The 20269-nt window shown below is 72.7% G+C and carries 17 protein-coding genes; 3 read left to right on the top strand and 14 right to left on the bottom strand.

Translation table 11 applies throughout. From position 1 onward, the window contains the following. Positions 1 to 55 precede the first annotated feature (55 nt). Positions 56 to 1009 carry a bile acid:sodium symporter family protein gene (locus JFN87_RS04755; RefSeq protein ID WP_307865303.1) on the top strand — a complete coding sequence of 318 codons (954 nt, stop codon included), beginning with the start codon at positions 56 to 58 and terminating at the stop codon, positions 1007 to 1009. A gap of 9 nt (positions 1010 to 1018) precedes the next feature. On the opposite strand, the gene JFN87_RS04760 is transcribed toward JFN87_RS04755, so the two are convergent. Beyond that, entirely contained in the window at positions 1019 to 1417 is a 399-nt protein-coding gene (locus tag JFN87_RS04760) for a VOC family protein (protein ID WP_209338594.1), read from the bottom strand. 137 nt (positions 1418 to 1554) lie between these two features. Continuing rightward, positions 1555 to 2985: a dihydrolipoyl dehydrogenase family protein gene (locus tag JFN87_RS04765; RefSeq protein WP_209338595.1), complete on the bottom strand. Its 1431-nt coding sequence runs from the start codon at positions 2983 to 2985 to the stop codon at positions 1555 to 1557. 128 nt (positions 2986 to 3113) lie between these two features. On the opposite strand from JFN87_RS04765, the gene trxA reads away from it, so the two are divergent. Further along, complete coding sequence (gene trxA / locus JFN87_RS04770; protein WP_209338596.1) at positions 3114 to 3500, top strand: thioredoxin; 387 nt, start codon at positions 3114 to 3116, stop codon at positions 3498 to 3500. A gap of 65 nt (positions 3501 to 3565) precedes the next feature. On the opposite strand, the gene JFN87_RS04775 is transcribed toward trxA, so the two are convergent. The 12 genes from JFN87_RS04775 to JFN87_RS04830 all read right to left on the bottom strand — a co-directional run bounded on the left by JFN87_RS04775 (position 3566) and on the right by JFN87_RS04830 (position 19016). Then, positions 3566 to 5002: an aldehyde dehydrogenase family protein gene (locus tag JFN87_RS04775; RefSeq protein WP_209338597.1), complete on the bottom strand. Its 1437-nt coding sequence runs from the start codon at positions 5000 to 5002 to the stop codon at positions 3566 to 3568. 67 nt (positions 5003 to 5069) lie between these two features. Continuing rightward, complete coding sequence (locus JFN87_RS04780; RefSeq protein WP_209338598.1) at positions 5070 to 6248, bottom strand: 4-hydroxybenzoate 3-monooxygenase; 1179 nt, start codon at positions 6246 to 6248, stop codon at positions 5070 to 5072. A 20-nt stretch (positions 6249 to 6268) separates the two neighbouring features. Then, positions 6269 to 7459, bottom strand: coding sequence for a thiolase family protein (locus JFN87_RS04785; RefSeq protein WP_209338599.1), 1191 nt, complete (start codon positions 7457 to 7459; stop codon positions 6269 to 6271). A 250-nt stretch (positions 7460 to 7709) separates the two neighbouring features. Then, positions 7710 to 8681, bottom strand: a complete 972-nt coding sequence (egtD, locus tag JFN87_RS04790; RefSeq protein ID WP_209338600.1) for an L-histidine N(alpha)-methyltransferase — start codon at positions 8679 to 8681, stop codon at positions 7710 to 7712. After that, on the bottom strand, positions 8678 to 9433 hold the full coding sequence (egtC, locus tag JFN87_RS04795; protein WP_209338601.1) for an ergothioneine biosynthesis protein EgtC: 756 nt from the start codon (positions 9431 to 9433) through the stop codon (positions 8678 to 8680). The genes egtD and egtC overlap by 4 nt, the downstream gene beginning before the upstream one ends. Continuing rightward, positions 9433 to 10842 carry an ergothioneine biosynthesis protein EgtB gene (gene egtB / locus JFN87_RS04800; protein ID WP_209338602.1) on the bottom strand — a complete coding sequence of 470 codons (1410 nt, stop codon included), beginning with the start codon at positions 10840 to 10842 and terminating at the stop codon, positions 9433 to 9435. The genes egtC and egtB overlap by 1 nt, the downstream gene beginning before the upstream one ends. Next, positions 10842 to 12113 (bottom strand): ergothioneine biosynthesis glutamate--cysteine ligase EgtA, encoded by a 1272-nt coding sequence (gene egtA, locus JFN87_RS04805; RefSeq protein WP_209338603.1) that lies wholly within the window; start codon positions 12111 to 12113, stop codon positions 10842 to 10844. The genes egtB and egtA overlap by 1 nt, the downstream gene beginning before the upstream one ends. Positions 12114 to 12403: 290 nt before the next feature. Next, the gene (locus JFN87_RS04810) at positions 12404 to 14230 is read right to left on the bottom strand and encodes an MFS transporter (protein WP_209338604.1); all 1827 of its coding nucleotides are present in this window, start codon (positions 14228 to 14230) and stop codon (positions 12404 to 12406) included. Between the two features lie 436 nt (positions 14231 to 14666). Then, positions 14667 to 15389 (bottom strand): COG4315 family predicted lipoprotein, encoded by a 723-nt coding sequence (locus JFN87_RS04815; protein ID WP_209338605.1) that lies wholly within the window; start codon positions 15387 to 15389, stop codon positions 14667 to 14669. A 228-nt stretch (positions 15390 to 15617) separates the two neighbouring features. Then, positions 15618 to 16364, bottom strand: a complete 747-nt coding sequence (locus JFN87_RS04820) for a succinate dehydrogenase/fumarate reductase iron-sulfur subunit (protein WP_209338606.1) — start codon at positions 16362 to 16364, stop codon at positions 15618 to 15620. Then, positions 16361 to 18310 carry a fumarate reductase/succinate dehydrogenase flavoprotein subunit gene (locus JFN87_RS04825; protein ID WP_209338607.1) on the bottom strand — a complete coding sequence of 650 codons (1950 nt, stop codon included), beginning with the start codon at positions 18308 to 18310 and terminating at the stop codon, positions 16361 to 16363. The genes JFN87_RS04820 and JFN87_RS04825 overlap by 4 nt, the downstream gene beginning before the upstream one ends. A gap of 1 nt (position 18311) precedes the next feature. Then, a complete protein-coding gene (locus JFN87_RS04830) occupies positions 18312 to 19016 on the bottom strand; it encodes a succinate dehydrogenase cytochrome b subunit (protein ID WP_209338608.1) in 705 nt (234 codons plus the stop codon). Between the two features lie 82 nt (positions 19017 to 19098). On the opposite strand from JFN87_RS04830, the gene JFN87_RS04835 reads away from it, so the two are divergent. Next, complete coding sequence (locus tag JFN87_RS04835; RefSeq protein WP_307865304.1) at positions 19099 to 20001, top strand: LysR family transcriptional regulator; 903 nt, start codon at positions 19099 to 19101, stop codon at positions 19999 to 20001. The last annotated feature ends 268 nt before the right edge of the window (positions 20002 to 20269 follow it).

Here is a 20269-nt window from a genome sequence, read left to right on the forward strand (position 1 = left end):
GCACCCCTCGCGCGCGGACGGCCCCGGCCGGGGCCCGGGCCGTGTGCCGTTCCGTGTGGATCCGTACGTCGCCGCCCTGCTCGGGACGGTGCTGTGCGCCACGCTGTGGCCGGTGCGCGGCTCGTCGGCGACGGTGACGGGCGACGTGACGGACGTGGCCGTCGGCCTGGTCTTCTTCCTGTACGGCACGCGGCTGAGCACCGCCGAGGCGGTGGCCGGGCTGCGCCACTGGCGGCTGCACCTGGCCATCGTGGCGAGCACGTTCGTGTTGTTCCCGCTGGCAGGTGTGGCCGCGCGGCTGCTGGTGCCCACGGTGCTCGACCCGCACCTCTACACGGGGTTCCTCTTCCTCTGCCTGGTCCCCTCGACGGTGCAGTCGTCGATCGCGTTCACGTCGATCGCCGGCGGCAACGTCTCCGCGGCCGTGTGTGCCGGCACCTACTCCAGCCTCCTCGGGATGGTCGCCACCCCGGCGCTCGCGGCGCTGCTCCTGGGCGGCCAGGCGCCGTTCTCGCCGGGGCGGATCACCGGATTGTGCACGCAGATCGTCCTGCCGTTCCTGCTCGGCCAGTTCGCACGCGGCCGGATCGGAGCGGCCGTCGCCCGCCACAGACGGGCGCTGGGCCGCGTCGACCGCGGAGCCGTGCTCCTGGTCGTGTACAACGCGTTCAGCGCGGGCGTCGTGGGCGGGGTGTGGGAGCGGGTGCCGGTCACGCGGCTGCTGCTGCTCGCCGTCGTGGAGGCGTCGCTGCTGGCGGTCGCGCTCGGAGCGACGTCGGTGCTCGCGCGGGTACTCGGCTTCCCGCGCGAGGACCGGATCGCGGTCGTCTTCGCGGGCTCGAAGAAGAGCCTGGTCAACGGGGTTCCGATGGCCGCCGTGCTGTTCGGTCCGGGAGCAGGCCTTGCCGTGGTGCCGCTCATGATGTTCCACCAGATGCAGTTGGTGGTGTGCTCCGTCATCGCCGGACGGTGGGCGCGTACGGGCGCGAGGCGCCCCGGACGCTCGTGATCGATACAGCTAGCGGGCGAACCTCTCGATGGCCTCGGGGGTGACCGGGGTGAAGAGGTTGACGAGGTTGCCGTCGGGGTCGCGGAACAGCAGTGCGCGGTTTCCCCACGGCATCGTGGTGGGCTCCTTGACGAACTCCTCGACGTAGCCGGACAGGTCGCGGTGGGCGCTGTCCACGTCCTCGACGAAGAACTCGATGATGACGCTGCGGTTGGCCGCCGGTTCGGCGCTGTCCGGCGCGAACATCGGGACGGTGCGGGTCGAGCCGATGGCGAGCGTGGCCGAGTCTGTGACGAGTTCGGCGAAGTCCTCGGTGTACCGGTTCGCCCGGACGCCGGTGACGCGCTCGTAGAAGTCGGCGAGGCGGGCGACGTCGGCGGTGATGATACGGGTCGATGCGAAGTGCATGGGTCCCCTCCGTGCGTGTGAAGCGGTCGTGTGACCTCACGCTACGACCGGTAGAGGACAGAATCCGCCCGGTATTGGGGGACGGATTTCCGCACCGTGCGGAGCGTGCCCGCACGGTGCGGGTGCGGTGCGCGGCGTCAGCCGCGGTACGCCTCGAGCAGGCGCAGCCAGACCTCGCTGATCGTCGGGTACGGCGGGACCGCGTGCCACAGGCGGTCGATCGGGACCTCGCCGGCCACGGCGACGGCCGCCGACTGCAGCAGTTCGCCCGCTCCCGGGCCGGCGAACGTCATGCCCACCACGATCTCGCGGTCCAGGTCCACGATCATGCGCGCGCGGCCGGTGTACCCGTCGGCGTACAGCGCGGCGCCCGCGACCGCGCCCATGTCCTGGTCGACGGCCCGCACGCGCAGCCCGGCGCGCTCCGCCTGTTCCAGCGTGGGGCCGACCGAGGCGACCTCAGGGTCGGTGAAGACCACCTGCGTGACGGCGGCGTGGTCGGCGGTGGCCGCGTGCATGCCCCACCGGTCGGTCTCCAGCAGCGGGACGCCCTGCGCACGCGCCGCGATGGCGTCGCCGGCCACGCGCGCCTGGTACTTGCCCTGGTGGGTCAGGAGCGCCCGGTGGTTGATGTCGCCCACCGCGTACAGCCAGTCGTGCCCGTCGACGCGCAGGCTGTCGTCCACGTCCAGCCACTGCCCGGGCGTCAGCCCGACGGTCTCCAGGCCGATGTCCTCGCTGCGCGGGGCACGTCCGGTGGCGAAGAGGACCTCGTCCGCCTCGATGCGCTCGCCGGTCTCCAGGACCACGGTGACCGGGCCCTCGTCGCCGTCGCGTTCGACGGACGCGGCGGACGAGTTGGTCCGCACGACGGCCCCGGCCTCCGTGAGCGCGTCGGCGACGAGTTCGCCGGCGAACGGCTCCATGCCGGGCAGCGGCCTGCCGCCCCGGATCAGCAGCGTGACCTTCGAGCCGAGCGCCTGGTAGGCCGTGGCCATCTCGCTGCCGACGACGCCGGCGCCGACGACGACGAGGCGGTCAGGCACGCGGGGAGAGCTCGTCGCCTCCCGGCTCGTCCAGACGCCTGCGCCCGCGACGCCGGGCAGGCCGGGCACGGCGGCCCTGCTGCCGGTGCAGACGGCCACGGCGTGGCGCGCGGTGAGGACGACCTCGCGGCCCTCGGGCGTGGTGACGCCGACCCGCTTCGTGCCCGCCAGCCTGCCGTGGCCGCGGTGGAGGTCGGCGCCGATGCCGTTCACCCACTCGACCTGGCCGTCGTCCTTCCAGTTCGAGGTGAACGCGTCACGGTTGGCCAGCACGGCGGGGACGTCGAGCGGCCCCTGCACGGCCGCCCGCAGCCCTGGCACCTTGCGCGCGTCGGCCCGTGCGATCACGGGCCTCAGCAGCGCCTTGCTCGGCATGCAGGCCCAGTACGAGCACTCGCCGCCCACCAGTTCGCTCTCCACGATCGCCACGCTGAGACCGGCGGACCGCGCGCGGTCCGCCACGTTCTCCCCGACCGGTCCCGCACCCACCACGACGACGTCGTACTCCATTGCTTCCGTCATGCGCTCAGTCTGCTGGGCGTACGGCTGCATGGCCAGACGATCAGGGGGAAGGGGCGGCAGGAATACGCCCTCGGCGCACACCGTTGTGCGAAGCGGCTGAACCGGAAACAGGAAGAGGTAATCAGGCCATGGCCACGATGGAACTCACGAAGGAGAACTTCGACGAGACCGTGTCGGAGAACAACTTCCTCCTGATCGACTTCTGGGCTTCCTGGTGCGGTCCGTGCCGCCAGTTCGCACCGGTGTACGAGAAGGCCTCCGAGCGCCACGAGGACCTCGTCTTCGCGAAGGTCGACACGGAGGCCCAGCAGGAGCTCGCGGCCGCGTTCGACATCAGCTCCATCCCGACCCTGATGATCGTGCGCGACAACGTCGCGGTCTTCGCACAGCCGGGTGCCCTGCCGGAGGCTGCGCTCGAGGACGTGATCGGCCAGGCCAGGGCGCTGGACATGGACGAGGTCCGCAAGTCCATCGCCGAGGCGGAGGCCAAGGAGAAGACCGAGACCGCCGAGTGATCGCCGCCTGAACCACGCACCGCCGCAGGGCGGTGGCCGCTTCGGGCATCAGCCCGGCCGCGCTCTCAGAAGGGATGCGCGGCCGGGCTTTCGCGCACCGTGGTCCAGCGCAGCTCGGTGAACGCCTCCAGGTTGGCGTCCCCGCCGAAGCGCGCCCCCGTGCCCGAGGCGGCCACGCCGCCGAAGGGGGCCGTCGCCTCGTCGTTCACGGTCTGGTCGTTGATGTGGGCGATCCCGGTCGGGATCCGGTCGGCGAGCGCGAGGCCGCGCGCCGTGTCGCGGGTGACGACGCCGAGCGAGAGCCCGTACGCGGAGTCGGCGGCGAGCGCGGCCGCCTCGTCCAGGGTGGTGAACGGGCGCACGGGCGCGACGGGCCCGAACACCTCCTCGGCGTAGGCGGGCGTGCGGTCGCCGGCCCCGGCGATGACGGTGGGCCGGTAGAACAGCCCCTCGTACGTGCCGCCCGTCACGAGGCGAGCGCCGTCGGCCGCGCTTGCCTCCACGAGGTCGTGCACCTTGCCGCGCTGGCCCGCGTCGATGAGCGGGCCCAGGTGGACCTGGTCGCGGTACGGGTCGCCCACGGCGAGCGAGTCGGCCTTGGCCGCGAGCGCCTCGACGTAGGCGTCGTACAGCGAGGCGTGCACGAGGTGGCGGCCCGTCGTCATGCAGATCTGGCCCTGGTGGAAGTAGGAGCCCCAGCTGCCCTGGGCGACGGCCGCCTCGACGTCGGCGTCCTCGAGCACCACGAGCGCGGAGTTGCCACCCAGCTCCAGATGGGCGCGTTTGAGCAGCCGCCCCGCGCTCTCGCCGACGGCCCGTCCGGCTGCCGTGGAGCCCGTGAAGGACAGGACGGGCACCGACGCGTCGGCGACGAGGGCCTGGCCGACCGCGGCGCCGCCCGGCACGACGTGCAGGAGTTCCCCGGGCAGCCCGGCCGCCGCGAAGACCGCCGCGAGTGCGAGGCCGCCGCAGACCGCGGTGCGCGGGTCGGGCTTGAGGACGACCGCGTTGCCGAGCGCGAGCGCGGGGGCGACCGACCTGATGGAGAGGATCAGCGGGGCGTTGAAGGGCGCGATCACCCCGACGGTGCCCGCGGGCACCCGCCGGGTGAAGGAGCGCCGCGGCTCCTCGCTCGCGAGCACCTGGCCCGTGGGGCGCGTGGCGAGCGCGGCGGCCTCGTAGCACTCCTGAGCGGCCACGTGCAGTTCGAAGTCGGCCTTGCCCTCGATGGACCCGGACTCCCTGACCAGCCATGTGCGCAGCTCGGGCGCGTGCTCGGCGAACAGGTCGCCGGCCCTGCGCAGCACGGCCGCCCGCAGGAATCCGGGCGTGGCGGCCCAGTCGCGGCGCGCCTTCCGCGCGGCGCGTGCGGCGGCCGCCACGTCCGTCGGGGCCGCCAGGGCGACGGTCGCGAGCGTCTCGCCCGTGGCGGGCTCCACCACGGGCATGTCGCCGCCCGAGAGGGGCGCGGGCTGCCAGGTCTTCGGGTCGAGCAGGGTCACGGCGCTCTCCTTGGCGGGGCGGGGCGGGGCGATGGTGCGGCGGGTCGGTGGTGCGGCGGGGGGGGGTTCAGTCGAGGGGCAGGCCCGTGTAGAGGGCGGCGAATTCGGCGGAGGCGTCGCGCGAGGCCGCGATGCGGTGCAGCCGCGCCAGCTCGATCCGCCGGTCGAAGCCGCTCTGCCCGTCGGGCACGTGGAGCATGGTCGTCATGTCGTACGAGAAGCGCGTGGCCTGCCAGACGCGGCGCAGCGCGGTGGCCGGGTAGGCGTCGAGCAGGCGCGTGGAGCCGGTGCGGTGCAGTTCCTCGAAGGCGCGGGCGAGCAGCCGTACGTCGGAGACGGCGAGGTTGAGCCCCTTCGCACCGGTCGGCGGCACGATGTGCGCGGCATCTCCGGCGAGCAGCAGGCGTCCGTACCGCATGGGCTCGCTGACGAAGCTCCGCATCGGTGTGACGCTCTTGCCGGTGACGGCGCCGCGCCGAAGCCGCCACGACGGGTCGCCGCCGGAGGCGAGGCGCGTGTCGAGCTCGTCCCAGATCCGCTGGTCGGGCCAGTCGCCGGGGTCGGTGCCGTTCGGCACCTGGAGGTAGAGCCGGGAGACGGTGGGCGAGCGCATGCTCAGCAGTGCGAAGCCGTGCTCGCCGCGCGCGTAGACCAGCTCCTCGCTGGACGGGGCGGCGTCGGCGAGGATGCCGAGCCAGGAGAACGGGTAGTCCCGCTCGTGCGTGGTGCGCAGCGCCGCCGGTATCGCGGCGCGCGCCACGCCGTGGAAGCCGTCGCACCCCGCGACCCAGTCGCACTCCAGGACCGATTCGCGCCCGCCTTGCCGGTAGCGGACGGTGGGCCGGTCGCCGTCCGCGCCCTCGACGGCGAGGGCCTCGGCGCCGAACAGCAGCGGTGGCCCGTCGGCGAGTTGCAGGGCGACGAGGTCCTTGACGATCTCGGTCTGCGCGTAGACCGTCACGCCGCGACCCGCGAGCGCGGTGAAGTCGACGCGGTGGGACACCCCGTCGAAGCGCAGCTCGACGCCGTGGTGTTCGAGGCCCTCCGCGTCCAGCCTCGCCCCCGCGCCGGCCTCCCGCAGCGCGTCGACGGTGCCCTGTTCGAGCAGTCCGGCGCGCTGGCGCCGCTCGATGTAGGCGCGGTCGCGGTTCTCCAGGACGACGCAGTCGACGCCCGCGAGGTGCAGGCGCCGGGCCAGCAGCAGCCCGGCCGGGCCCGCGCCGATGATGCCCACGGTGGTGCGCATGGTCCGCTGCCGCCCTTCGCTCAGCGCTCGAGGACGAGTGCGAGGCCTTGGCCCACGCCGATGCAGAGGGCGGCGAGCCCCGTGCCGGAACCGGCCGCCGCGAGCTGGTGGGCGACGGAGCCGGCGATGCGCGCCCCCGAGGCGCCCAGCGGGTGGCCGATGGCGATGGCGCCGCCGCGCGGGTTGACGATCGCCGGGTCGGCTTCGGGCCACTCGGCGAGGCAGCCGAGCGACTGGGCGGCGAACGCCTCGTTGAGTTCGAGGGTGGTCAGGTCGGCGAACGTCCTGCCCGCCTTTTCGAGGGCGCGGCGCGCGGCCTCGACGGGGCCGAGCCCGAAGAGGTTGGGCTCGACGCCGGTGACGGCGGACGTCCTGATCCTGGCCAGCGGTTCGCGGCCGGTCTCGCGCAGCCCGTCCTCGTCCACGAGCAGCAGGGCGGCCGCGCCGTCGTTGAGCGGCGAGGAGTTGCCGGCGGTGACGCGGCCGGTGCCGTCGGTACGGAAGGAAGGCTTCAGCTTGGCGAGCGCCTCCATCGACGTGGAGTCGCGGATGGACTCGTCACGCGCGAGGTCGGCGCCGGGGTACGGCACGACCTCGCCGTCGTAGAGCCCGGCGCTCCAGGCCTCGGCGGCCTTGCGGTGGCTGTCCAGGGCGAACGCGTCCTGCTGCTCGCGGGTGATGGCGTGCTTGTCGGCGATCTGCTCGGCGCTCTCGCCGAGTGCCACGGTCCACTCGGGGGGCATCGCCGGGTTCGTCATGCGCCAGCCGAGGGTGGTCGACCAGAGCTGCTGGTGGCCCGCGGGGAAGGCACGCTCCGGCTTCTGCACCACCCAGGGGGCGCGGCTCATCGACTCGACGCCGCCGGCGAGTACCACGGACGCGTCGCCGAGCGCGACGGCGCGCGCGGCCTGGATGACGGCTTCGAGGCCCGAGCCGCACAGCCGGTTGACGGTGACGCCCGGCACGGACACCGGCAGTCCCGCGAGGAGCGCGGCCATTCTGGCGACGTTCCTGTTGTCCTCCCCCGCGCCGTTCGCGTCGCCGAGCACGACGTCGTCGATCCGCGCGGGATCGAGGGCCGGGGTGCGGTCCACGAGCGCCTTCACCACGTGGGCGGCGAGGTCGTCGGGGCGTACGCGGGCGAGGGCGCCCCCGAACCTGCCCACCTGGGTTCGTACGGCGTCGACGACATAGACATCCCGCAGGCTCATGGATCTCGGCTCTCTCCCGCCACCGGGGTCGGCGCGCTCGGTTTGTGCGCTGTGCGAACACTCGTTCACAACGTGGCCCGACGAGTCTCCGCCCGAGCGCCGTGCGGTGTCAACGCCGGGCGGGGCCGGGGACGAGGGCCGGCTCGTGCGGACGCGCCGGAGCCGGCCACGCCCTGAGCGGGCGCGGCCGGCTCCATGGCCGTTTTGGGCCGGGCGCGAGGCCCGGTGTGCCGTCGCGTGCGGCGGCGGGTCAGGCCGCCGTCGCCAGGCAGAGCGCGAAGCGGCCAGCCTCGTCCGTCCACCGGCCCGCCGGGGCGAACCCGGCCGCCGTCAGTTCGGCGTCGACGCCCTCGGGGCGGAACTTCGCCGAGATCTCCGTGCGCATCTCCTCTCCCTCCTCGAAGTGGGCGACGAGATCGAGCTCGGGCACCTTCACCGTGAGGGCGCGCCGGGCCCGCAGCCGCATCTCGATCCACTCGTTGCCGCGGTCCCACAGGGCCACGTGGTCGAAGTCGCGCGGGTCGAAGTCGGCGCCGAGTTCGCGGTCGACGACGGCCAGCACGTTCTTGTTGAACGCGGCGGTCACGCCGGACGCGTCGTCGTAGGCGCGCACGAGCACCGCCTCGTCCTTCACGAGGTCCGTGCCGAGCAGCAGCGTGTCGCCCGGTACGAGCAGCGCGCGCACCGTGGCGAGGAACCGTGCGCGCTCGGCGGGCAGCAGGTTGCCGATGGTGCCGCCGAGGAACGCCACGAGCCGCGGCCCCTCGGTCGGCGGCAGCTCCACGCTCCGTGTGAAGTCGGCGATGAGGGCGTGCACGCGCAGATCGGGGCGTTCGGCGAGCAGCGCCTCGGCGGCCCCGGTCAGCGCGCTCTCGCTCACGTCGACCGGCACGTAGTCGCGCAGCCCGGTCGCCTCGGTCAGCGCGTCGAGCAGGTGGCGGGTCTTCTCGGACGATCCGGAGCCGAGTTCGACGAGGGTGCGTGCCCCGGTCGCCCGGGCGATCTCGGCGGCGCGGCCGGCGAGGATCTCCCGCTCGGCGCGGGTCGGGTAGTACTCGGGCAGCCGGGTGATCTCCTCGAAGAGTTCGCTGCCGCGGGCGTCGTAGAACCACTTGGGCGGCAGGGACTTGGGGGACGCGGTCAGGCCGGCGCGCACGTCGGCGCGCAGCGCCGCTCCCGTGGCGTCCTCGGGCAGGGTTCGGGTCACGGTGTAAGGGCTCACGCGGGTGGCTCCTTGAGAGGGGTGAGCGTCACATCGGCGCGGGTCGCCACGAGCAGGGTGTGGTCGGGGACCTCGCGCCAGCGCGGGTCGTCGTCGTAGGGCTCCGAGGCCACCACAGCGCGGCGGCCGGGCTCGTGCAGGTACCAGAGGGTGTCGCCCCACGCCGTCGCGGCCACGGCCGCGCCGTCGGTGAGCAGCAGGTTGAGGCGGGAGGACGGCGCGGCCCCGGCCACGTCGCGTACGGTGTCGGCGAGGGCCTGGCCGAGCGCGTCGCCGGCCCGCAGACGGTGCAGGGCCAGCGCCCACACCAGCGCGGAGTCGCTGCCCGCGGCGAGGCCGAGCAGCTCCTGTGCCGGCAGTGTCAGGGCGAGCGGCGCGAGACTGCCCGGCCACTCCCCCACCGCGCCGTTGTGGCTGAACAGCCAGGGTCCTGCGGCGAACGGCGCGGCCGCGGCCTCACCGTCGGCGCCCGGCAGGGTGGCGTCGCGCACGGCCGCGAGCAGGGCGCCCGTGCGCACCACGCGGGCGAGGTCGGCGAAGCCGAGGTCGGCCCAGACGGGACCGGCGCGCCGGTAGCGCGCGGGCACCGGGTCGTCCTGCGCGTACCAGCCGACGCCGAAGCCGTCGGCGTTGACCGTGCCGTGCCGCTGGTGCCTGGGCGCCCAGGACTGGGTGTACAGGGAGTGTTCCGGCGCGACGAGCACCTCGCCGAGCGGCACGGTCGGCCCGAGGCAGGCCAGGTGGCGGCACATCAGGCGTCCCGGGCGGTGCGGAAGCCGGAGAATATCTGCCGGCGCACCGGCAGGTCCCAGTTGCGGAACGTGCCGCGGCAGGCGACCGCGTCGACCGCGAAGGAGCCGCCGCGCAGCACCTTGTGGTCGCCGCCGAAGAACACCTGCGAGTACTCCGGGTACGGGAAGACCCGGAAGCCGGGGTAGGGCAGGAAGTCGCTCGACGTCCACTCCCAGACGTCCCCGATGAGCTGGCGCACGCCGAGCGGCGAGGCGCCGGCCGGGTAGCTGCCCGCGCGGGCGGGCCTGAGGTGGCGCTGGCCCAGGTTGGCGTGTTCCGGCGCCGGGTCGGCGTCGCCCCACGGGTAGCGGCGGGTCTCGCCGGTGGCGGGGTCGTGGCGGGCGGCCTTCTCCCACTCCTCCTCGGTGGGCAGGCGCCGGCCGGCCCAGCGGGCGTAGGCGTCGGCCTCGTACCAGCTGACGTGCAGCACCGGCTCGTCGTCGGGTACCGGCTCGACGGTGCCGAAGCGGCGGCGCAGCCAGCCGCCGCCGTCGCGCCGCCAGAACAGCGGGGCGCCGATGGAGTGCTCGCGGATCTGCGCCCAGCCGCGCGGCGCCCACCAGCGCTCGTCCTCGTAGCCGCCGTCCTCGACGAACGCGCGGTAGGCGCCGTTGGTGACGGGCACGGTGTCGATGTGGAAGGCGGGCACGAGCCGCTGGTGCGCGGGGCGCTCGTTGTCGAGCGCCCACGGCTCCGTGGAGGTGCCCATGGTGAACGGGCCCGCGGGCACGAGCACCTCGGTGGGCAGCGCGGTGGCGCCGCCCGTGTCCTGGGCGGGTGGTTCGGGCGCGTGGAGCACGGCGGGGCCCTTGCGCAGCTGGTGCGTGATGAGCATGGTCTCGTCGTGCTGCTGCTCGTGCTGGGCGATCATGCCGTAGGCGAACCCTGCGTCGAGCAGGGGTGTCCCGTCGTGCAGCGGGGTGTGCTCGATGACGTCGAGCACGCGGTCGCGGATGTCGGCGGCGTAGGCGCGCGCCTCGGCGGGCGGCAGCAGCGGCAGCGTGGGGCGCTCGGAGCGCGGGTGCTCGAAGGCGTCGTAGATGGAGTCGATGTCGGGGCGCACGGCGTCCCGACCGCCCACGGTGCGCAGCAGCCACTGCTCCTCCTGGTTGCCGATGTGGGCGAGGTCCCACACGAGCGGCGACATGAGGGGCGAGTGCTGTGCGGTGAGGTCCTGCTCGTCGACGCAGGACGTCAGCAGGGCGGTGCGGTCGCGCGCCCTGGTGAGCGTGGCCACGGCGCGCTCGCGCAGCGCCGCGGCGTCCTGCCCAGGCGCCGGCGGGGCCGGAGTGGTGGCGCCTTGTCCCTGAGCGGCCCGTGCGGTGGCGCCCTGAGCGGTCTTCGGGGTCTCGGCGGGTCGGTCGGTCATCAGCGGAGGTCCTTCTCGGGTTCGGGGACGCGCACGTCGTCGGCGGGACATCGCCCCCGTAGGACGTAGCGGTCGGTGAAGTCGGCGACGGCGTCCTGGACGGCCCGCTCGGCGCCGATGCGCGGCAGGGCCTCGAGGGCGGTCGCGAAGCAGGCGGCGGCCGTCGTGCGCAGTTCCGGGTCGGCCATGCCGTGGCGCGCGGCGTTCAGCCACAGGAGGTTGCCGGGCGGGGGCAGCGGCCCGGCCGTCTCGGCGAGCGGCTTGACCGTGCGGTAGACGGTCTCCGCCGCCTCCGGGTCGTCGAACAGCGCAGTGGTCACGGCGAGGGGCACGATCCAGCCGTTGTCGCCCGGCTGGGCGTCGATCATCCGCAGCTCCAGGTGGCCGCGCGGCCTGACCGGCGGGAACAGCGTGGTGACGTGGTATTCGAGGTCCGACCTGTCCGGCGGGCGCGGCAGTCCGCGCCTGATCCACTCGCGGAAGGTCAGCCCTTCCGGCACGTCCCAGGGGCCGTCGGGCGCCCTGACACACATGACGGGCGCGTCCAGGGCGTAGGCCGTCCAGGCGACGCGGGGGTCGCGGATGCCGGCGGGGGCGGTGGTGCGCCCGGGGTCGAGCTTCGTCCACACGGCCTGCCGGGTGGAGCGCCAGCCGGTGGCGCGGCCGCGCCGCATCGGCGAGTTCGCGAACGCGGCGACGAGGACGGCGCCGAGCAGGTGGGCGAGGTGCCAGCGGCGCCCGTGGCCGAGCGGTCCTGGTTCCTCGTGGCCGGCGTCGAGGCAGATCTGCACGGAGGCGGTGGTGCGCATCATGTCGCGGCCCGTGGTGCCGGATCTGTCGAAGTACGCCTCCATCGCGTCGTAGCGCGGGGCGTGGAGCATGCGGTCGGGATGGTGCCAGGGATCCTGGCCGTATCCGGCGAGCGCGAGGCCGGCGGCGCGAAGATGCCCGCGTACGGCGTTGAGGTCCGCGCCGACGGTGGATATGCATTCCGTCAGGGACGCGGCGGGCGGCGAGCTGAGCTCCAGCTGACCGCCGGGTTCGAAGGTGAGTGCGGAAGCGAGCGGTACTGCCCGCAGCTGCTCGAACGCGGTCGCGCGGCGGTGGGCCGGTACCGGTCGTTCGGGGTGGTGACGGTCGTGAACGAGCCATTCCAGTTCTACCCCCACGGTGCGGGGTGGGCCCGTCTTGAAGCAGATGCCGTCGAGCAGCGCTTCCGCTTCCTCCTCGGTGAGCGCACCGCGCCCACCTGCGACGTCGTCGAGTGGCATGGCCGGGTCCTCCTGTCGAGGCCGAAGTGGCGCCCGCCCGGTCGGGGCCGGGCGCTCCGGTCCAACCTAAGGCCACTCGTTTCCGCTCGCACAAGAGTGCCCCTGGCGGGGTCACGGAAACGTCAGAAAATCGACGGTGGACGGCAGGGTTCCGGCGGCCTCGACGTCAGGGGCGCCACTCGTACGGCCGCGCCCGCCCGCCGGGGTCGGCGGACGGGCGCGGGGAGGCCCGGTGAGGTGCGGCGGGGCGAGGCGGGGTGCTGTGTGGCGCAGCGTGCGGGGCGCTGAGGTCAGTCGGCGGAACCGTCCCGGGCACCCGCCGCCTCGCCGCTGACGCTCCCGCCCTCCGGGACGACGAGCTCGGTCATGGCGAGCCCGGCCTCGCCCGATACGGCGGCCAGCTCCTCACCGAGCGGCTCGGGCGAGACGACGCCGTGCGCACGTCCGAGCTTGCCCGTCAGCAGGGAGGAGATCACCGCGACGGCGCAGGCGGCGATCGCGAACCAGAAGGCGACGACGAGGCCCGAGTGGAAGGGGCCGGAGATCAGGTCGGGGAAGAACTGCTTGCTGGTGATGGACGCGCCGTGGTCGGGCAGGCTCGACAGCTGCGGGCCGAGCAGCTGCTGGAACGGGTTGTAGCCGAGGAAGGCGGCGAACAGCACCGCGATGGGCGGCAGTTGCGAGACCCCGGAGGCCACGTTCTCCGGCACGCCCTGATGGACGAGGCCCGAGTGCATGGCGCTCGGCAGCGTGTGGGAGAGGCCGGCGATCATCAGGCTGAAGAAGATGCCGATGGACAGCACGGAGGCGGAGTTCTGGAACGTCGCGCCCATGCCCGCGCCGACGCCGCGCGCGTCGGCGGGCAGCGAGTTCATGATCTCGGCCCTGTTGGGGGACGCGAACAGCCCGGAGCCGAGTCCGTTGACGAACAGCAGCACGGCGAAGAGCCAGTAGTTGAAGTTGGTCGGCAGGACCATCAGCGCGACGAACCCGCCGCCGGTGACCACGGCGCCGCCGACGGTGAACATGCGGGCGCCGAACCGGTCGGAGAGCCAGCCGGACAGCGGTGCGGACAGCAGGAAGCCCACGGTCAGCGGGATCATGTAGATGCCGGCCCACAGCGGCGTCTTCTCGAAGCTGTAGCCGTGCAGCGGCAGCCAGATCCCCTGGAGCCACATGATCAGCATGAACTGCAGGCCACCGCGGCCGAGGGCCATCATCAGGCTGCCGATGTTGCCCGCGGTGAAGGCGCGCAGCCGGAAGAGCGAGAGCCTGAACAGCGGCTGCTCGACGGTGCGCTCGATCCAGACAAAGATGCCCAAGACAACTACACCGCCAATGAGAGCGGTCAGCACCATCGGGTTGCCCCAGCCCATCGTGGAGGAGCCGTAGGGCTGGATGCCGTAGGTGATGCCCACCAGCACGGCGATCAGGCCGATGGCGAAGGTGATGTTGCCCCACCAGTCCATCTTGGCGTGCACCCGCACGCCGGTGTCGTGCAGCTTGAGGTACGCCCACACGGTGCCGAAGATGCCGAACGGCACGGACACCAGGAAGATCAGCTTCCAGTTGACCGGCGCGAGCACACCGCCGAGGATCAGGCCGATGAACGATCCCGCGATGGCGGCGATCGAGTTGATGCCGAGCGCCGTGCCGCGCTGGCGCGTGGGGAAGGCGTCGGTGAGGATCGCTGTCGAGTTGGCGAACAGCAGCGCGCCGCCGATGCCCTGCGCGATGCGCCAGCCGATCAGCCACAGGGCGCCCGCGCTGCCGTTGAAGTACGTGAGCGAGAGCGCGATCGAACATATGGTGAAGGCGGCGAAGCCCATGTTGTACATGCGGACGCGGCCGAACATGTCGCCCAGCCTGCCGAACGTCACCACGAGGACCGCCGTGACCACCATGAAGCCCATGAGCATCCACAGCAGGTAACTGGTGTTCCCGGGGTCGAGCGGGTTCAGGTCGATCCCGCGGAAGATGTCGGGGAGCGCGATCAGCACGATCGACTGATTGATCATCACCATCAGCACGCCGAGCGTGGTGTTCGACAGGGCGATCCACTTGTAGCGCTCGCCCGGGCCGGTCCGCGACGGCTGTGCTGCGGTTGTTCGGCTCATACCCACAATGTCCTGACTCCTTCGCGTGCGCGTACGCGTGCCACCCCGCGGCGCGTGCGAACGCGGAACGTTGGTTGATGCAAGTAATCTATCTCCTCCATATGACATCCATATGTGGTGTAGATACTTCGAACGGATGCGCGGACGCCCCGGGCGTCACACACGCACCGCCCATCGGGGACGCGGGGACCCGAACCGGCTGGTCGGCGGGGTGCACCTCATGACACGGGTCACATGCGCGCGGTGAGACAGGCAGGGGGCACGAGAGCGCACGGGGGAGCGCGCCGCACGAGGCCGGCCATGGGTTTCCGGCCACGTTGCCCGGGTGCGCCCCCGGCGCGACCCGGCCGGGAAACACGGCGGGGCCCCGGACGCTGAGCGCGTCCGGGGCCCTGGCACATCCGTGGGGCCCGATGGGCCTGCGGGCAGTCCTGCGTCAGTACTGGCTGCCGCTGCTGCCGCTGCTGCTCGACTTCATGGTGGGGGTGCCGGTGCTGCTCGGGCTCGCGCTCTTCATCGGCATCGCCGTGACGCGCTTGCCCTGGGCGTCCAGCACGTACCACTTCGCGCCGAAGGCCGTGGACCCCTGGCCGAGCGCCTCGCCCGCCTTCTTGTCCTCGGCGAAGTAGTAGAGCGGGTGCTTGTCGTAGGTGGCCTGGAGCGTGCCGTCGCTGCGCTTGACCGTGCCGAGCAGCGACTCCTTGACCATGGCCGACGACGACGGGCTCGGCGAGGCCGACATCGACGCGGACGCCGACGCGGAAGCCGACATCGACGCGGACATGGACGGCGAGGGGGACATGGTCCCGGCCTTCGGCTTGGCCGTCACGATGGCCGGCGGCCACGCCTTGGCGCACGCGCCCGTGCACATCGACTTGTCCGTCGTGTCCTTGGCGAACATGTAGAGCGTGTGGCCCTTGCTGTCCACGAGGATCTCGCCGAGTCCCGGCACCTTGCTCGTCATGATGGTCGCCGCGGCGTCCTTCATGCCGGCGGACATGCTCGACGACGGGGAGGCGCTGTCGGCCGCGGCCTTGACGTGCTCCGCCGTGTCCCCCTTGTGGTGCGTTGACGAGCCGCTGCTCGAACAGGCGGTCGCCGTCGACGCGAAGAGAGCGGCCGCCACCACGGCGGCAGCTCTCACAGCGGTTTTCTTCATCCGGACTCCTTCGGAAGCCGCCATGAAGGCGGGCACGGCTCACCCGAGTGGGGCCGTCTGACCTCCAGTGGAAGTCATGATCGCGAGAGGAGCGAAGCGGACAGGGCCGTCCGGTGCACCGAACCGCCCGTTAGGGGGTACCGGACCGCGTCCGACCGGCGGCGCGGCCCGCCGGCGGCCGCCCGCGGGCGACTGCTCCGAACGGGTAGCGCGCCGCGGCGGGCCCGCTCAGCGGCCGGCCTTGCGGGTGGCCCTCAGCCACTCCCTGTTCATCGAGGTGATGGACGTCAGGGGGATGCCCTTGGGGCAGGCCGTCGCGCACTCGCCCGCCAGGGTGCAGCCGCCGAACCCCTCCTCGTCCATCCTGGCCACCATGTCGAGCACGCGGGTCTCGCGCTCAGGCGCTCCCTGCGGCAGCACGTTCAGGTGGTTGACCTTCGCCGAGGTGAACAGCATCGCAGCGCCGTTGGGGCACGCCGCCACGCACGCGCCGCAGCCGATGCACTCGGCGTGCTCGAAGGCCGAGTCCGCGGCCGGCTTGGGCACCGCCGTCGCGTGGGCCTCGGGAGCCGCGCCGGTCGGCGCGGTGACGTAGCCGCCCGAGCCGATGATCCGGTCGAACGCCGAGCGGTCCACGACGAGATCCTTGACCACGGGGAACGCGCCCGCGCGCCACGGCTCGACGTCGATGGTGTCGCCGTCCTCGAAGTGCCGCATGTGCAGCTGGCAGGTGGTGGTGCGCTCGGGGCCGTGCGCGTCCCCGTTGATGACGACACCGCAGGCGCCGCAGATGCCCTCGCGGCAGTCGTGGTCGAAGGCGACGGGGGTGTCGCCCGCCAGGATGAGCTTCTCGTTGAGCGCGTCGAGCATCTCGAGGAAGGACATGTCCTCGGTGATGCCGTCGATCTCGTAGGTGGTCATGGCGCCTTCGGCGTCGGCGTTCGCCTGCCGCCAGATGCGCAGGGTGAGCCTCATGCGTAGCTCCGCTGGGTGGGGTGGACGTATTCGAAGGCGAGGTCTTCCCTGTGCAGGACGGGTGCCGTGCCGGTGCCGGTGAACTCCCAGGCCGCGGCGTAGGAGAACTCCTCGTCCTTGCGCGCGGCCTCGCCCGTGCCGGTCCGGGACTCCTCTCGGAAGTGGCAGCCGCACGACTCCGTGCGGTGCAGCGCGTCGAGACAGACCAGTTCGGCGAGCTCCAGGTAGTCGACGACGCGGTTGGCCTTCTCCAGCGCCTGGTTGAGCTCGTCGCCGGTGCCGGGGACCTTGATCCGGCGCCAGAACTCCTCGCGGATCTGGGGGATGCGGTCGAGTGCCTTGCGCAGCCCCTCGTCGGTGCGCGCCATGCCGCACAGCTCCCACAGCAGTTCGCCGATCTCCTTGTGGAAGGAGTCGGGGGTGCGGTCGCCGTCGACGGACAGCAGCAGCCGGAGCCGGTCCTCCGTCTCGGCGACGGCCTCGGCGACCGCGGGGTGGTCGTCGTCCAGCGGTGCGAGGCCCGGGTTGCGTGCCAGATAGTCGCCGAGCGAGGGCGGCAGGACGAAGTAGCCGTCGGCCAGTCCCTGCATCAGCGCGGACGCGCCGAGCCGGTTGGCGCCGTGGTCGGAGAAGTTGGCCTCGCCGATGGCGAACAGGCCGGGGACGGTGGTCTGGAGGTCGTAGTCGACCCACAGGCCGCCCATCGTGTAGTGGATCGCCGGGTAGATGCGCATCGGGACCTCGTAGGGGTTCTCCGCGGTGATGCGCTCGTACATCTCGAAGAGGTTGCCGTACTTCTCCTCGACGGCGGCCCGGCCCATCCGCCGGATGGCGTCTGCGAAGTCCAGGTAGACGCCCTGGCCGCCGGGGCCGACGCCGCGCCCCTCGTCGCAGGCGTTCTTCGCGGCGCGCGAGGCGATGTCGCGCGGCACGAGGTTGCCGTAGGACGGGTAGATGCGCTCCAGGTAGTAGTCGCGCTCGTCCTCGGGGATCTCGTTCGGTGGCCGGTCGTCGCCGCGCTGCTCGGGCACCCAGATGCGCCCGTCGTTGCGCAGCGACTCGCTCATCAGCGTCAGCTTCGACTGGTGGTCGCCGGAGCGCGGGATGCAGGTGGGGTGGATCTGCGTGTAGCAGGGGTTCGCGAAGTACGCGCCGCGGCGGTGCGCCCGCCAGGCGGCGGTGGCGTTGCTGTTCTTCGCGTTGGTCGACAGGTAGAAGACGTTGCCGTAGCCGCCGGAGGCGAGCACGACGGCGTCCGCGAAGTACGTGGAGATCTCGCCGGTGATCAGGTCGCGGGCGACGATGCCGCGGGCGCGGCCGTCGGCGACGATCAGGTCGAGCATCTCGGTGCGCGGGTGCATCTCGACGTTGCCCGCCGCGATCTGGCGGGACAGGGCCTGGTAAGCGCCGAGCAGGAGCTGCTGCCCCGTCTGGCCGCGTGCGTAGAACGTGCGGGAGACCTGGACGCCGCCGAAGGAGCGGGTGTCGAGCAGGCCCCCGTACTCGCGGGCGAACGGCACGCCCTGCGCGACACACTGGTCGATGATCTCGACGGACACCTCGGCGAGGCGGTGCACGTTGGACTCGCGGGAGCGGAAGTCTCCGCCCTTGACGGTGTCGTAGAACAGGCGGTGGATCGAGTCGCCGTCGTTGCGGTAGTTCTTCGCGGCGTTGATGCCGCCCTGCGCGGCGATGGAGTGGGCGCGACGCGGCGAGTCCTGGTAGCAGAACTGCACCACGTGGTAGCCCTGTTCGGCGAGCGTGGCGCCGGCGGCGCCTCCCGCGAGGCCGGTTCCGACGACGATGACGGTGCGTCCCCTGCGGTTCGCGGGGTTGACCAGCTTGGCCTCGAAACGGCGCCGGCTCCAGCGCTGCTCGACGGGCCCGTCGGGGGCCTTGGTGTCCACCACGGGTTCGCCCGTGGTGTATCGGGTGTATTCGTTCATGTCAGCTCACCAGTCCGGTCATGACGGCGACGGGTACGGCGACGAATCCCAGCGTCAGCACGAGCGCCAGCAGGTTCGCGAGGGTCTTGAAGGTGCGGTCGCGGGTTTTGCTGCCCGCGCCGAGGGTCTGTGCCGCGCTCCAGAAGCCGTGCTGGATGTGGAGGCCGAGCGCGAGCATCGCGACGATGTAGATGACGTCGTTCCACCACTCGTGGAAGGCGGCGACGACGTTGGCGTACGGGTGGCCGGGCACGAACCCCGGCTGCACGGTGCCGGTGGTGAGGTCCAGGATGTGCCAGACGATGAACAGGCCGAGGATGACGCCGCCCCAGCGCATGGTGCGGGTCGCGTAGCTGGTGCGCGCCTTCCTGTGCACGTACTTGGTGGGGCGGGCGGCGCGGTCGCGGCGGCTGAGCTGGTAGGCGGTGACGGCGTGCGCGACGACGGCCGCGGCCATCACGACGCGGATGATCCACAGCGCCCACGTGTAGTGGAGGAACGGCTCGCCGACGACGCGGAGCCAGTGCGCGTAGCCGTCGAACGTGCCGGGACCGAAGAAGATCTTGAGGTTCCCGTACATGTGGGCCACGAGGTAGGCCAGCATGAGCAGGCCGCTGACGGCCATCACCGTCTTCTTGCCGACCGTCGAGTCCCAGACCGTTCTGGGCAGGGAAGGCCGCTTGTCCGTGCGCGTAGCCAGAGCCATGTGGTGAACGTAAGGCCGCGGGGTCCCAGAGGTCCAAGACATGGTGTGGCTCATGTCCATAGGCGGTGCCTATCATGGGACCGTGCAGTTCCATCAGCTCCACTACTTCGTCGCTGTCGCCGAGACGCGCCACTTCACGCGCGCCGCGGAGCACGTCCATGTCTCGCAGCCCTCCCTGTCCCAGCAGATCCGTGCGCTCGAACACGAGCTGGGGGCCACGCTGTTCAGCAGGGCGCGCGGCAACGTGGCGCTGACCGAGGCGGGTGAGGCGCTGCTGCCGCTGGCCCGGCGCATCCTGGCGGACGCGGACACCGCGCGCCAGGAGGTGCAGGAGCTGGTGCAGCTGCGGCGCGGCCGGATCAGGCTGGGCGCCACGCCGAGCCTGTGCACCGGCCTGCTGCCCGACGTGCTGCGCGCCTTCCACGACCTGCATCCGGGCATCGAGCTGCGCATCGAGGAGAGCGGCTCGCACGACCTGGTGCGCGAGCTGGCGCGCGGCGGGCTCGACCTGGCGCTGGTGGTCCTGCCGCTGCCGACGCCCTCGCCCGCGCTGACCACGGTCGAGCTGCTCCAGGAGGACCTGGTCGTGGTGTCCTCGGCGGCCGGCCCCGCGCCCCGGCGGCCGGTGCGCATCGCGGACCTGCAGGGTGAGCCGCTCGTGATGTTCCGCCACGGCTACGACCTGCGCGAGCTGACGGTCGCCGCGTGCCGCGCCGAGGGGTTCGAGCCGTCGTTCATCGTGGAGGGCGGCGAGATGGACGCGGTGCTCGGCTTCGTGCGTGCGGGTCTCGGCGTCGCGGTCGTGCCGAGCATGGTCGCGGAGCGGGCGGGCCGCGACCTGCGCGTCACGGCGCTCGCGCCGCCGGGGCTGCGCAGGACGATCGCGTTGGCGCACCGCAGCGACGTGGCGCCGCCGCGCGCGGCCCGCGAACTCCAGCGCCTCCTGCTGGCCTCCCGCGCCGCGCCGGCCGGCGACGGGCACTGAGCCGGACGGTACGGGCTCCGCGGGGCAGCCCGGACCGGCACGGTCCGCCGTCGTGCTCCCACGCCACCGCGGTGGTGCCGACCAACGCCGCACCCGGCCCCGCGGCGCCCCCGGCGGTCGCGCCAGGGATACGGGCTCCGCGGCCCGGACCGGATCGGCGCCGCACGCCGCCGTCCCCCCGCGCCACCGCGGTGGCGCGGGCCAGCACTGAGCACGGCCCCCGCGGCCTCCCCGGCGCCGGCGGTCGCGCCGGGCATACGGCCTCCGC

This window comes from Streptomyces montanisoli, assembly GCF_017813245.1.
Classification (GTDB): Bacteria; Actinomycetota; Actinomycetes; order Streptomycetales; family Streptomycetaceae; genus Streptomyces; species Streptomyces montanisoli.